The sequence below is a fragment of the Actinoplanes sp. NPDC048988 genome (genome assembly GCF_043197815.1).
Taxonomy (GTDB): Bacteria; Actinomycetota; Actinomycetes; order Mycobacteriales; family Micromonosporaceae; genus Actinoplanes.
In genome coordinates, this window is the sequence record NZ_JBICTW010000004.1 from 510,183 (window position 1) to 523,609 (window position 13,427).

At 70.2% G+C, this 13,427-nt stretch carries 12 protein-coding genes; 4 read left to right on the plus strand and 8 right to left on the minus strand.

The window, feature by feature from the left end; genetic code table 11:
- Positions 1 to 87 precede the first annotated feature (87 nt).
- On the plus strand, positions 88 to 1,473 hold the full coding sequence (locus ACGFJ7_RS16755; protein WP_392642635.1) for a non-reducing end alpha-L-arabinofuranosidase family hydrolase: 1,386 nt from the start codon (positions 88 to 90) through the stop codon (positions 1,471 to 1,473).
- 83 nt (positions 1,474 to 1,556) lie between these two features.
- On the opposite strand, the gene ACGFJ7_RS16760 is transcribed toward ACGFJ7_RS16755, so the two are convergent.
- The 4 genes from ACGFJ7_RS16760 to ACGFJ7_RS16775 form a co-directional block, all read right to left on the minus strand.
- Positions 1,557 to 2,132, minus strand: coding sequence for a hypothetical protein (locus tag ACGFJ7_RS16760; RefSeq protein ID WP_392642636.1), 576 nt, complete (start codon positions 2,130 to 2,132; stop codon positions 1,557 to 1,559).
- 80 nt (positions 2,133 to 2,212) lie between these two features.
- Positions 2,213 to 2,710, minus strand: coding sequence for an NUDIX hydrolase (locus tag ACGFJ7_RS16765; RefSeq protein WP_360240242.1), 498 nt, complete (start codon positions 2,708 to 2,710; stop codon positions 2,213 to 2,215).
- A 44-nt stretch (positions 2,711 to 2,754) separates the two neighbouring features.
- Entirely contained in the window at positions 2,755 to 3,732 is a 978-nt protein-coding gene (locus ACGFJ7_RS16770) for a winged helix-turn-helix domain-containing protein (RefSeq protein WP_360240245.1), read from the minus strand.
- Positions 3,733 to 3,925: 193 nt separating this feature from the next.
- Positions 3,926 to 4,432 carry an RICIN domain-containing protein gene (locus ACGFJ7_RS16775; RefSeq protein ID WP_360240248.1) on the minus strand — a complete coding sequence of 169 codons (507 nt, stop codon included), beginning with the start codon at positions 4,430 to 4,432 and terminating at the stop codon, positions 3,926 to 3,928.
- Positions 4,433 to 4,874: 442 nt separating this feature from the next.
- Between ACGFJ7_RS16775 and thrS the strand changes: the two genes are divergently transcribed.
- Positions 4,875 to 6,899, plus strand: a complete 2,025-nt coding sequence (gene thrS, locus ACGFJ7_RS16780) for a threonine--tRNA ligase (RefSeq protein WP_360240251.1) — start codon at positions 4,875 to 4,877, stop codon at positions 6,897 to 6,899.
- Here the strand turns inward: thrS and ACGFJ7_RS16785 are convergent.
- Positions 6,875 to 7,123, minus strand: coding sequence for an SCO4226 family nickel-binding protein (locus ACGFJ7_RS16785; protein WP_392642637.1), 249 nt, complete (start codon positions 7,121 to 7,123; stop codon positions 6,875 to 6,877). The genes thrS and ACGFJ7_RS16785 overlap by 25 nt on opposite strands.
- Positions 7,124 to 7,205: 82 nt before the next feature.
- Between ACGFJ7_RS16785 and ACGFJ7_RS16790 the strand changes: the two genes are divergently transcribed.
- Positions 7,206 to 9,956, plus strand: a complete 2,751-nt coding sequence (locus tag ACGFJ7_RS16790; protein ID WP_392642638.1) for an ATP-binding protein — start codon at positions 7,206 to 7,208, stop codon at positions 9,954 to 9,956.
- Positions 9,957 to 9,959: 3 nt separating this feature from the next.
- On the opposite strand, the gene gap is transcribed toward ACGFJ7_RS16790, so the two are convergent.
- Together gap and ACGFJ7_RS16800 are read right to left on the minus strand one after the other, a co-directional pair.
- On the minus strand, positions 9,960 to 10,961 hold the full coding sequence (gene gap / locus ACGFJ7_RS16795) for a type I glyceraldehyde-3-phosphate dehydrogenase (RefSeq protein WP_392642639.1): 1,002 nt from the start codon (positions 10,959 to 10,961) through the stop codon (positions 9,960 to 9,962).
- 76 nt (positions 10,962 to 11,037) lie between these two features.
- A complete protein-coding gene (locus ACGFJ7_RS16800; RefSeq protein ID WP_392642739.1) occupies positions 11,038 to 12,027 on the minus strand; it encodes a GlxA family transcriptional regulator in 990 nt (329 codons plus the stop codon).
- Between the two features lie 74 nt (positions 12,028 to 12,101).
- On the opposite strand from ACGFJ7_RS16800, the gene ACGFJ7_RS16805 reads away from it, so the two are divergent.
- Complete coding sequence (locus tag ACGFJ7_RS16805; RefSeq protein WP_392642640.1) at positions 12,102 to 12,557, plus strand: hypothetical protein; 456 nt, start codon at positions 12,102 to 12,104, stop codon at positions 12,555 to 12,557.
- Between the two features lie 158 nt (positions 12,558 to 12,715).
- Here the strand turns inward: ACGFJ7_RS16805 and ACGFJ7_RS16810 are convergent, their stop codons facing one another.
- Positions 12,716 to 13,321, minus strand: coding sequence for a TetR/AcrR family transcriptional regulator (locus tag ACGFJ7_RS16810; protein ID WP_392642641.1), 606 nt, complete (start codon positions 13,319 to 13,321; stop codon positions 12,716 to 12,718).
- Between the last annotated feature and the right edge of the window lie 106 nt (positions 13,322 to 13,427).

Consider the following 13,427-nt stretch of genomic DNA (forward strand, 5'->3'; position numbering starts at 1 on the left):
ACGTTGTTAACGTTAACAAAGCGATCCACTCGGCCCTGAGAGGCGCCACCTCCGCCTAGGAGAGAATCTGTGAACAGATCCAGACGAATGAATGCCGTTCTCGCCTCGACCGGCGCTGCGCTGGTGGTGTCGGCTGCGCTCGCGGTGACGATGCCGGCCAATGCCGCCGCAGCCGGCTGCTCGGTCGACTACACCATCGCCTCGCAGTGGCAGGGCGGATTCGGCGCCAACGTGTCCATCAGGAACCTCGGCGACGCGCTGAGCGGCTGGACGCTGACCTGGACGTACGGTGCCGGGCAGACGGTGACCCAGTCGTGGAACACCTCGCTGACCCAGAACGGTTCCTCCGTGACGGCCAAGAATGTCAGCTACAACGGCTCCATCGGCACGAACGGCGAGGTGTCGTTCGGCTTCAACGGCTCGTCGAACGGCAGCAACCCGATCCCGTCCGACTTCGCCCTCAACGGCGTGGCCTGCACCGGGGAACCGACCACCACCACCCCGCCGTCGAGCCCGCCGCCATCGAGCCCGCCGCCGTCGAGCCCGCCGCCGGCCTCTTGCGCGCTGCCCACGTCCTACCGCTGGTCGTCGACCGGCCCGCTGGCGCAGCCGAAGTCCGGCTGGGCGTCACTCAAGGACTTCACCATCGCCCCCTACCAGGGCAAGCAGCTGGTGTACGCCACCACCCACAGCAGCAGCGCCACCGGCGGCTGGGGTTCGATGAACTTCAGCCTCGTCGACAACCTCAACCAGCTCGGCTCGGCCAGCCAGAACACCATGAGCCAGGGCACCGTCGCGCCGTCGCTGTTCTACTTCGCGCCGAAGAACATCTGGGTCCTCGCCCACCAGTGGGGTCCGACGTCGTTCTCGTACCGCACGTCGACCAACCCGGCCAACGCCAACGGCTGGTCGGCCCCGCAGACCCTGTCGACCGCGAAGATCACCGACTCCGGCACCGGCGTGATCGACCAGACGATCATCGGCGACGACCAGAACATGTACCTGTTCTTCGCCGGCGACAACGGCCGGATCTACCGCCAGATCATGCCGATCGGCAACTTCCCGGGCAGCTTCGGCTCCACCTACACGACGATCATGAGCGACACCTCGGAAAACCTCTTCGAGGCGCCGCAGGTCTACAAGGTGCAGGGCCGCAACCAGTACCTGATGATCGTCGAGGCCAGGACCAGCTCCTGGGAGCGCTACTTCCGCTCGTTCACGGCGACCAGCCTCAGCGGCACCTGGACGCCGAACGCGGCGACCTACAACAACCCGTTCGCGGGCAAGGCCAACAGCGGAGCCACCTGGACCAACGACATCAGCCACGGCGAGCTGCTGCGCACCAGCGCGGATCAGACGAACACGATCGACCCGTGCAACTTGCAGCTGCTGTACCAGGGCCGCGCCACGAACTCGGGCGGCGACTACGGCCTCCTGCCGTACCGGCCGGCTCTACTGACCCTCCGCCGCTGATCCCGACCAGGTAAGACAACGAAAGGCGGGCCCGGTGTCCACCGGGCCCGCCTTTCGACCACCAGTCGGCACCGATGCCCGCGTCAGCTCCAGTCGGTCCGGTAGCCGTCCGGGCGCAGGAGCCGTAACAGCTCGGCGTCGTCCGGGACGTGGGTTTCGGTGATGATGCGGCGCAGCCGTGTCACCATGTCCGGGCGCTCGCCCGGGACACGGGCCTCGACCATCAGGTCGCCCGCCCGCCGGCGTACGGTCGTGGCCGGGTCGCTGTTGTCGGTGTCGAGTTCCTGGAGCAGGGTGTACCCGTCACCCAGATCGGTGCAGACCACAATGGCGGTGGCGTCGCAGCTGACGCCCCAGACGGGTGCTCCGCGTTCGTCGGGCAGCAGGACGGAGTATCCGATGACGTCCGGCGACGTATCGCCGGTGGCCGGGAACGACAGGGTCATACCGTAGGCGCTGATTTCGCCGGTGACTCGATCGGCCGGCATCCCGTCCGGGACGCGTAGTTCGCCGAGGCGGCGGTTCCAGCCACGGGTGAGGTCGGCCAGGTCCCGCCGGTCCTTCGCCTCCCGGTGGGAGCGCTGCAGCAACAGCGTCGACGCCGCACAGGCCAGCACAGCCGCCACGAGGGCCGTGACCCACTTCTTGGTCGTTCCCATCGCGATCATCCTCGGCCATTCGGCGCGAAGGGTGGTGGTGATCCTGTAGTGATGCGGTGCAGAAGGGGGTCTCCCGATCGCTACGGGCTGACCCCCGGTACCGGGCGGCCGTCCTCCAGATAACGCACCCGTTTCGCCTTCCAAGCGGCCCGTACGCGACGTCGCACGGGTCCGCTCAGTAGCGGCAGCGCCGCGTCGATCGGCAGGATCCGGCTTTCGGCGATCTCGATCGGCTGGATGACCACCGTGTCCAAGACGGCGTCGTCGAAGACGCCGCAGTCGAAGAGGAAGCGCATACCACCCGGGCGGTGAGGCCGGGGCCGGCGGAAGTCGACGCACCTGAGCCGCCCCGCGGTGACTTTGAGGCCGCACTCCTCCTCAGTTTCGCGGCGACATGCCTCCCACGGTGACTCGCCGATCTCGACAACCCCACCCGGGATCGTCCAGCCGCCCTTGTACGTCGGTTTCAGGATGAGCAGGCGGTTCTTGCGCCCACGTATCAGCGCGCCGGCCGAGGCCGGGATGGCCGGGAGCGCGAACGTCAGCTCGGGCAGCTCACCGGCGTTGACGTCGTCCATGACAAGCATGCTAGATCCGAGATCCGGACAGCGTTGAAGACTGGTCAGTGGCGGCGAAGCAGGGATGTTCCGAGATCCGTCACCCGATGGATCATCATGTTGCCGTGCCGGTGACTGGCGATCAGGCCCGCGTTACGCAGCACAGTGGCGTGCTCGCTGACCGTCGCCAAGGAGGCGCCGGTGAGTCGGGCCAGCTCGGAGGTCGTGGCGCCGGCCCAGGTCAGCTGGAGCACCGCGGACCGAGTACGGCCGAGCAGCCTGATGAGCCCCGGAGGCGGGCGGACGAGTTCACCGGAGGCGCGCTGCACCGGGTGCACGAGCACCGGCGGCAAGTCGGGGTCGGCGAGCGCGATCGGGTAACGCCAGCAAAAGTACGACGGCACCAAGGTGAGGCCGCGACCGCCGAGCTCAAGGTCACGGTCCACCGGATAGCCGGCGACGGTGAGAACCGGCGGATCCCACCGCACAGTCGGCCCGAGACCGTGCAGCAGGTTGCCGGGCCCTTCGGTGAGCACCTGAGCGGCACGCCGGGCACGGTCCGCGGCCAGCGTCGCCGAGACAGTCGCGAGGTGCGGCTCGATCGCGAGCCGATAGAAGTCGCGCAGCGCGGCGCCGAGCCGGTTCAGCGCCGCCGGGCGGCCCGCGGCGACGTCGGCGACGGCATTACGGGCGTACGCGGGCGGGTCGAGGCGGCCCAGTTCCCGCCGCAGGCGGCGGACGTCGGTGCGCTGAATCCGGTCGATCGTGACGTCGAGGTCCGCGCTTGGAGCTGGAGTGAGCAGGTCAGGGAAGTAGGCAGACCGCGGCAGCAGCGGAACAAGGAATTCGCGGATCGCCGGCAAGCCTCCGGCCTGATGCAGATTCGCGCGCAGTTTCTGGCGCCAAGCCGTGTAATCGTGGCGGCCGAGCGGGGTCTGGAGACGGTGTACCGCGCAGACCGTTTCCCACATCGGGTCGTGTGTGCCCAACACCTGTGTTCGGCTGAGGTCGGCTACGCCGAAGTGAATGCGCAAGCTCCCCATGGCATCCACGATGCGGACTCACGCGCGAAGAACGTACCAACTTGTCGACATGTCGACAGGTATCAATGCGTACCACCGCGGGTGGCTCGGCACGTAACCCCTGGTGGTCTCCCATGTCGGGAGCCGGCGCCCCCGGCGGGCGTCGTTCAGCGTTCTGGTCATCAGCCGTTCCCTCCCCCCGCGAGCGAACGTGTTACATCTGGTACCAGGTCCAGTCGTCGAAGCTGCTCTGGCACACGTGCATGACGATCCCGGTGCCGTTGTACTCGTCCGATGGCGCGATGCAGAAACCGTCCACGTACCGCGGCTCGAATTTGTAGTAGTCGTGGCCGTTCTCCCGGCCCGCGAAGACGACCGACCAGTGCGTCGCCCAGTTGCCGTCGCAGGCCAGGTTGTAGATCGGCGAGTCGCCGTGTACGCCGTTGCTGCCGAGGCATCGGCCGGTCTTCGCGTTGCGCAGGTGGTAATACAGACCCTCGACCAGATCGAAGTAGTAGTACTGGTTGGTGGCCTTCACGCATTGCCAGAGATACGCCTGGCCACCGGCGTTGTTGCCGTCCAGGCACATCGACGTGTAATTGCGGTGCTCGATGCGCCAGCGGGAGGCCGCCAGGGCCGCCTGCGGGGGTTGGGCGAAGGTCGCGAGGAGCATCGCGACGAACGCGACGGGCAGGATTCGCCATTTTCTTGTGAGCGTCATGGTGCGAGGGTGCGCAACCGGTCGCGGGCGTACAAGAGACATTCGGGCGTGGTCGAAACACTTTCAGTACAGCCCGGAAGGGCGGCGGCGGCAGCGGACAGCTTCTTACGCATGTGAGCCCCCAGTGGATGCTGGATACGGCGGGGTTAACAGGGGTCGATGGATTCGACCCGGTGCCACCCCATGCAGGAGGATTGCTCCGCGTACGCGCCGGGCGCACAGAAGTTGCAGTACGGGCATGGCGTAGCGGCCTGCGCGGCACCGCCCACGACCGGCATGGCGAACAACGCAAGAACGATCGCTGAGCCCGACGATGCCGCGACCCGGCGTCTGGTGCGGAGCGGGTGAACCGGTGACGGAAAAGCTTGCTGCCTCATCGCGGGAATTTTCGGGCGGATAGCATCGTCAAGGCCTACGCATGCTTTTCGTAAAGGAGATCACCGTGTCCGCATCCCGTACCCCCGCTGTGGCCGACCCTCTCGTCGTCCCGGCCGGGACTACGGCCGCCGACGCGGTGGCCGCGGCCGGACTGCCGATGAACGGGCCCAAGGCGGTCGTCGTCGTTCGGGACGCCTCCGGTCGCCTGCGTGACCTCGACTGGCAGCCTGAGCTGGACACCGACGTGACGCCGGTGGCGATCGACGAGCCGGACGGGCTCAACGTGCTGCGCCACTCGGCCGCGCACGTGCTCGCCCAGGCCGTACAGGACATCTTCCCCGAGGCCAAGCTCGGCATCGGGCCGCCGATCGAGAACGGCTTCTACTACGACTTCGACGTGCCGAAGCCGTTCCAGCCGGAGGATCTGCAGAAGCTCGAGAAGCGCATGCAGGAGATCGTCAAGGCCGGGCAGAGCTTCCGCCGCCGGGAGTACCGGTCGCTCGAGGAGGCCAAGGTCGAGCTGGCCGACGAGCCGTACAAGCTCGAGCTGGTCGACCTCAAGGGTGACGTCGACGCCGACGAGGTCATGGAGGTCGGCCACGGCGAGCTGACCCACTACGACAACGTCGACAAGGACGGCAAGCGCGTCTGGGGCGACCTGTGCCGCGGCCCGCACCTGCCCACCACCCGGTTGATCCCGGCGTTCAAGCTGATGCGGTCGGCCGCCGCCTACTGGCGTGGCAGCGAGAAGAACCCGCAGCTGCAGCGCATCTACGGCACGGCGTGGCCGTCGCGGGACGAGCTCAAGGCGTACCTCAATCGTCTCGCCGAGGCCGAGCGCCGCGACCACCGCAAGCTCGGCACCGAGCTCGACCTGTTCTCCTTCCCCGACGAGATCGGCAGCGGTCTCGTGGTGTTCCACCCCAAGGGCGGCATCATCAAGCGCGAGATGGAGGACTACGTCCGCGCCCGCCACATCGAGGAGGGTTTCCAGTACGTCTCGTCGCCGCACATCACCAAGGAGGGGCTGTTCCACACCTCCGGGCACCTGCCGTACTACAAGGACACGATGTTCCCCCCGATGGAGCTCGAGGGGGCGAACTACTACCTCAAGGCGATGAACTGCCCGATGCACAACCTGATCTTCAGGTCGCGCGGGCGGTCCTACCGTGAGCTGCCGCTGCGGTTCTTCGAGTTCGGTACCGTCTACCGCTACGAGAAGTCGGGCGTGGTGCACGGCCTGACCCGGGTCCGCGGCCTCACCCAGGACGACTCGCACTCGTACGTGACCGCCGAGCAGGCGCCGGGCGAGATCAAGCACCTGCTGAACTTCGTGCGCTCGCTGCTCGACGACTTCGGCCTGGACGACTACTACCTGGAGCTGTCGACCCGGGACCCGAAGAGCGACAAGTTCATCGGCTCGGACGAGCAGTGGGCGGTCGCGACCAAGGTCCTGGAGGACGTGGCCGCCGAGTCCGGGCTCGAGCTGGTGCTCGACCCGGGTGGCGCCGCCTTCTACGGTCCGAAGATCTCGGTCCAGGCCAAGGACGCGATCGGCCGTACGTGGCAGATGTCGACCATTCAGTACGACTTCAACCAGCCGGCCCGCTTCGGGCTGGAGTTCCAGGCGGCCGACGGCACCCGCCAGGAGCCGGTGATGATCCACTCGGCGAAGTTCGGCTCGATCGAGCGTTTCTTCGGTGTGCTCGTGGAGCACTACGCGGGCGCTTTCCCGGCCTGGCTGGCGCCGGTGCAGGTGGTGGGCATCCCGATCCGCGACGACCACGCCGCGTACCTGGAGGAGTTCGTCCAGAAACTGCGCAAGCAGGGCATCCGCGCCGAGGTGGACCACTCGACCGAGCGCATGCAGAAGAAGATCCGCACCGCTCAGCAGCAGAAGATCCCCTTCATGGCGATCGCCGGCGACGACGACGTCAACGGGGGCACGGTGTCCTTCCGCTACCGGGACGGTTCACAGCGCAACGGCGTCGCCGTCGACGACGCCGTCGCGCACGTGGTCGAGATCGTCCGCTCGCGGACGAATGTGAACCCGTCGGCCGCGGATCAGACCTCGACGGTCAACTCGTAGACCTCGGCCGTCGGGTGGCCGGCGCGTTCGTGAACGCGCATGACCGCCTCCTTGCTCGGCCCGGTGCTCAGGCAGAACACTTTGCCTGCCTCCGGGTCGAGCCAGGCCCGCTCGAAGTGCACGCCCTCGTCCCCCTCGATCTTGAGGTCGGCGTCGTGCGCCGCGCTCAGCTGCTCGGCGGTGACGCCGTGGAATCCGCTGTGTACATCCATGAATTTCGCCATGCCCCAAGCCTGGCCGGGGCCGCGGCGTCGGACATCGGTCAGAGCACCTAAGAAGCCGGCGCGGCCGGCCTAAAGTCGCGGGGTGACGCTCAGCAGCCCCGTGCTCGTCGGGCGCGACGACCTGATCGCGCTGGCCGAGCGGCGACTGACCGCCGCCACCGGTGAGCTGCTCTTTCTGGCCGGTGAGGCCGGCATCGGCAAGACCCGGCTGCTCGGCGAGATCGCCGGCCGGGCCCGGGCGGCGGGCTACCTCGTGATCGCGGCCGGCGCCGCGCCCGGCGACAGTGAGATCGCCGGCGGGGTGCTGGCCGACCTCGGGGCCGAGATGCGCCTCAGGCCGGAGACGGCGGCCGCCGGGGAACGGCTGGCCGCACGGCTGCACGAGCTGGCCGACGGCGACCAGCACCGGCAGCGCCGCCTGCTCGTGGCCGACCTGGCCGACCTGATCGCCCGGCCCGGCACGGCCGGGCCGCTGCTGGTCGCCTGCGAGGACCTGCACTGGGCCGACGACCTGACCCTCGACGTGATCGGGCGCCTGGGCGCCCGCGCCAAGCAGGGGCGTCTGATGGTCGTCGGCACGTACCGCAGCGACGAGCTCTACCCGCGGGTGCCGATGCGGCGGTGGCGTACCCGCCTGCTCACCCAGCGGCTGGCCGAGGAGGTGCGGCTCCCCCGCCTCGACCCGGCCCAGACGGCCGCCATGGCCACCGCCATCGCCGGGGCCGGCCTGCCGCGATCGGTCACCGCCGCCGTGCACGCGCGCAGCGACGGCATCCCCCTGCACGTCGAGGAGTTCCTGGCCGCCGGCACCGACGACGGCGTACCGGAAACGCTGGCCGATGCCGTGCTCGCGCGGGCCGCCGCGTTGTCGCCGGCGGCGAGGGCACTGGCCGAGGTGGCCTCCGTGCTGGGCCGCTCCTTCGATCTGGGCCTGCTGACCGCGATCACCGGTGCCGGCCCGGACGCGGTGGACGACGGGCTGCGCGAGCTCACCGCGCGGTTCTTCGTGCGCCCGCGCGACGACCGGGACGGATACGACTTCCGGCACGCGCTGATCCGGGACGCGCTCTACGCCGACATCGCCCCGCATCGGCGGCGGGATCTGCACGCCCGGGCCGCCGCCGCGGCCGCCGGCTTTCCGGACGCGTTCCTCAGCGACCAGTACGAGCGGGCCGGCCTCACCGACCGGGCCTTCCGGCACGCGCTGGCGGCCGCCACCGAGGCGTCGGCCATGTCCGCGCACCGTGAGGCCGTCCAGCTCTACCGGCGGGCGCGGCGCACCTGGCCGGCCACGCTGCCGCCGGCCGAGCGGGCCGGACTGCTGGCCGCGCTGGCCGCCGAACTGGCCGCCGTCGACGACAACACCGCGGCGGCCGACTGCTACGAGCAGGCGTATCGGCTGCGGCTCGACCGGGGCGACGGCCCGGGGGCGGCCGCGCTTCTGCCCGACTGGGTGGCCGTACGCCATCTGCTCGGCGCCGGCCTGACCGAGCGCACCGCCGCCCTGCGCGACGCCCTGCCGCTGGTCGCCGGCCGCGCGCCCGAGCGGGCCCGGATCCACGCCGCCCTGTCCGCCGCGTACATGCTGGACCGCCGGCTGACCGAGGCGATCGCCGACGGCGAGCTGGCCCGCGCCCTCACCGGTGACTTGCCGGACGACGGCGGCCATCAGGTGCGCTGCGACCTCGACGCGACGGTGGGGTCGGTGTTCCTGTTCGCCGGGCGCATGGCGCAGGGCACGGAGCTGCTGCGCGGGGCGATCACCCGCTCGGCCGGGCTGCGGCTCGAGGCGCAGGCCGCGCGGGCGTACCGGATGCTCGGTTCCAGCCTGTCCGTGCTGGTGGAGTACCCGCGGGCCGCCGATGTGCTCGAGGAGGGGATCGCCTACGCCGCGCGGGCCGAACGGGTCAACGACGAGCACTACATGACCGCGCACCTCGCGCACGTGCGGTGGGCGACCGGCGCCGTCGAGGAGGCGTCGATGCTGGCCCGGCGGGTGCTGGCCGACGGCGGCGGCATCACCACGGAGATCACGGCCCGGCACGTGCTCGGCTATGTCGCGCTGAGCCGCGGCCGGTACGACGAGGCCACCACACATCTCGACGAGGCCGCGCGGCTCGGCGCCGCGATGCGTGAGCTGCAGCGCCTCTCCCCCGCGTGGTGGGGCCAGGCCGAGGTGGCTCTCGCGCGCGGCGATCTCGGCACGGCCCTGGGCCTCTGCGAGGAGGGCTTCGCGGCTTCCTCGCGCGTGCGGGACGCGGCCTACCTTTTCCCGTACGTGGTGACGGGCACCCGGGCGCACCTGACGGCCACCGGCCCGACGGCCGCCCGCGACTGGTGGCGGCGCGCGTCGGAACTGCTGCACGAACGGGGCATCCCGGGCACGCTCGGCGCCATCGACCACGCCGAGGGCCTGATCCTGCTGCACGAGGGCCAGACCGGGAAGGCGCGGGTGGCCCTGGCCTCGGCCGCCGCGTTCTGGGCGGCCCGGGGACGGTTCTGGGAGGGCACGGCCGTGCTGCTCGATCAGGCCCGGTGCGCGACCCGCTCGCGCCGGCCGGCGGACGCGGCCGCCTTCCGCGAGGCCGCTGTCACGGCGTACACGCAAGCGGGTCTTCCCGCTCCTGTCTCCTCGCCGCCCTCGGAACCGGCCGTGCTGTCGGCGCGCGAGATGGAGGTGGCGCGGCTCGTGGCCGAGGGCCGGACCAACCGCGAGATCGCCGTGGCGCTGACCATCGCGCCGAAGACGGCGGCCGCCCACGTCGAGCACATCCGCACCAAGCTCGGCGTCTCGCGGCGAGCCCAGATCGCGACGTGGGTGGCCGCCCGGTGAGCCTCAGACGGTGGCGGCCAGCAGCTCCAGCGTGTCGATGACGCGGTTGGAGAAGCCCCACTCGTTGTCGTACCAGGCCACGACCTTGATGTTGCGGCCCTCGACCCGGGTCAGGGCCGAGTCGAAGATCGACGACGCCGGGTTGCCGACGATGTCGGAGGAGACCAGGGCGTCCTCGGAGTATTCGAGAACGCCGGCCAGCCGGCCGTTCGCCGCCGCCCGGTAGGCCTCGAGGACCTGCTCGCGGGTGACGTCACGGGCGACGACGGTGTTGAGCTCGACGATCGAGCCGACCGGCACCGGCACGCGGATCGAGTCGCCGGACAGCTTGCCGTCGAGGTTCGGCAGCACCTTGCCGATGGCCTTGGCGGCGCCGGTCGTGGTGGGCACGATGTTGACCGCGGCCGCCCGCGCCCGCCGGGCGTCCCGGTGCGGGCCGTCCTGCAGGTTCTGCTCCTGGGTGTACGCGTGGACGGTCGTCATGAAGCCGTGCTCGATGCCGGCCAGCTCGTCGAGGACCTGCGCGAGCGGGGCCAGGGCGTTCGTCGTACAGGAAGCGTTGGAGACGATGGTGTGGGCCGCCGGGTCGTAGGCGTCGCTGTTGACCCCGACGGCGATCGTCACGTCGGCGCCGTCCGACGGCGCCCCGACCAAGACCTTCTTCGCGCCGGCGGCCAGGTGGGCCTTGGCCGCCTCGGCGGACGTGAAGCGCCCGGTCGCCTCGAGCACGAGGTCCACCCCGAGCTCTTTCCACGGCAGGTCGGCCGGTACGCGCTCGGCCAGCACCTTGATGCGCCGGCCGTCGACGACGATCGTGTCCCCCTCGACGGTGACCGGGCGGCCGAGCCGGCCCGAGGTGCTGTCGAAGGCGAGCAGCCGCGCCAGCGCCGTAGGATCGGCGAGGTCGTTGACGGCCACGATCTCGAGCTTGCTGTCCCGTTCCAGCAGGGCGCGCAGCACGTTGCGCCCGATGCGGCCGAATCCGTTGATCGCGATGCGTGTCATGCCCTCAAGACTGTCCGCCGGCCCGGAAGCGTGACAGCGGCGCGAGCGCCATGGTCCGTAAGGATCGCGCCAACGCCTACTCAGCGAACGTGTGCCGGTATTCGGTGGGCGTCGTCCCGAGGATCTGCCGGAAGTGCAGCCTCAAGTTCGCCCCGGTGCCGAGCCCCACGTCGGCCGCGATCTGCTCGACGCTGCGCTCGGAACGTTCGAGCAGTTCCCGCGCGACGTCGATGCGGGCCCGCATCACCCACTGCATGGGGGTGTACCCGGTGTCCTCGACGAACCGCCGCGAGAACGTCCGCGGCGACACCCGCGCGTGCCGGGCCAGAATCTCCAGCGTGAGCGGCTTGCCGAGCCGGTGCAGCGCCCACTCCCGCGTCGCCGCGAACCGTTCACCGAGCGGCTCGGGCACACTGCGCGGCACATACTGCGCCTGACCCCCACTCCGGTACGGCGCCGCCACCAGCCGCCGCGCCGCGTGGTTGGACGCGGCCACACCCATGTCCCCGCGCAGAATGTGCAGGCACAGGTCGATCCCGGACGCCGCCCCGGCCGAGGTCAGCACGCTGCCCTCGTCGACGAAGAGCACGTTCTCGTCCACCCGCACATGCGGATACTTGGACGCCAGTTGCCGCGTGTAATGCCAGTGCGTGGTGGCCCGCCGCCCATCGAGCAGCCCGGTCGCCGCCAGCGCGAACGCGCCGGTGGAGATCGCCGCCAGCCGCGTCCCTCGTTCGTGGGCTCCCTGTAAAGCCCGCACCACTTCCCGCGGCGGATCCTCCTGGTCGGGCCGCCGATATCCGGGGATGAAGGCGATGTCCGCCCACTCGAGCGCGTCAAGCCCGTCCGCCACGTGATACGACAGCCCGTCCCCACCGGTCACCAGCCCGGGTCTGGCCCCACAGACCTTCACCTCGTACGGCATGCTGGCCCGCGTCGTGAACACCTGAGCCGGAATCCCGACGTCAAGGGGTTTAGCCCCTTCAAGCACAAGCACAGCGACACGGTTCAGGCGGGTAGCGGCCACGCATGAAAAGGTAGCTACGAACGCTCCCCACCCGGTCATCGGGCCTACCGAGCCCTCGAGGGCACGCACCATCGGCCGATTGACGGGGCACCGCACGCGACTAGCGTCTTCCTATGGCCATTGGTGCTTCGATCCGCGACGTGGGTCTGGCCGCGCTGGTTGCCGCCGCGCTGTGGACGGCGCTCGTGCTGGCCGCCCCCGTGCTCGTGACCAACGTCGGGGCGGGGCTGATCGGCAGTGTCGCGGCCGGCGCCGTCGTGGCCGTACGGCGGCGCCGTGCCGGCCCGGGAGCGCTCGCCTCGGCCGTCAGCGCCCTGCTGATCGCGCTGGTGATCTCCTGGGCGCTGCCCTCGATCCCCGGCTTCGTCAGCCACGACCATCCGCCGGTCCACACCCCCGCCACCCGCATGGCCGACCCGATCGGTTTGCTGGCCTTCGCGGTCCTGCTCGTCCTGATCATCGGAGCACTCCAAGCCCGTACCAGCGCCCGCAACCGCCACCGGGCCCGCCGGGCCACCTCGCCGGCACCAGGCCCGAACGAGATGGTCGTCGAGCGCCCCGCCCCCTGACAGCGATCGCTCATACCGCGGTCGCCACGCTATGGCGCGTATTCGCCGCGGGCCCGCAAGCGGTCCGGCGATGACCCGGTCGGCGCGGCTACGTTATCGGCGCCAGCGCCAGCCGAGTTCCGCCTCGGTGGGCTCGCGACCCGGTCGGCGCGAGTACGTTACTGGCGCCAGCGCCAGCCGAGTTCCGCGTCGGTGGGCTCGGGACCCGGCAAGTCGGCGCCGGCGCGGATGCCGTCAAGCAGCAGGGTCAGGTAGCGCTCGCGCAGTTCCTTGGTGCGTTCGGCGTCGGGAATCCGAACCGCCGCGCACATCTCCAGCAGCATCGTCACGTCGGCCATCACGACACCCGAGCGCAGCGAAGGGCGAGCCCGGTCGAACAGAACCGCGGCCAGGTCGTTCGCCCGGGCGGCGTCGTCGTCCATCTCCGCCGTCGGCGTGAACGTGCCGGCCAGATGCACGGTCAGCGAGTGAACGTCCGCGTCGACAACCGTGCGCAGGAAGTTCTCGAACGCGACCCAGCCGTCCGGCTCGGCCGTGGCGTCCTCGGCCGCCGCGATGAAGGTCTTGAGGCCGTCGTGGCACAGCACCCGCAGCAGTTCCTCTTTGCTCGGATACCGCCGGTACAGCGCACTGATCCCGACCCCGGCTCGCTCCGCGACCTCCGAGATCGGCGCCCGCTTGTCAGCGATGAAGACGTCCCGAGCCGCAGCCAGGATCGCGGTGTCATTCAGGGCCGCCCTGCGGGCCCGCTCAGAGATCGCCATAGCCACAGCCTACCGGAACGGAACGTTCCGCTCCGCTCTCGTACGGAGGAACGCAGGCAAAGGCGCGGACAGGAGAACGCGGGCGAAGGGCCCGGGAGGAGAACGC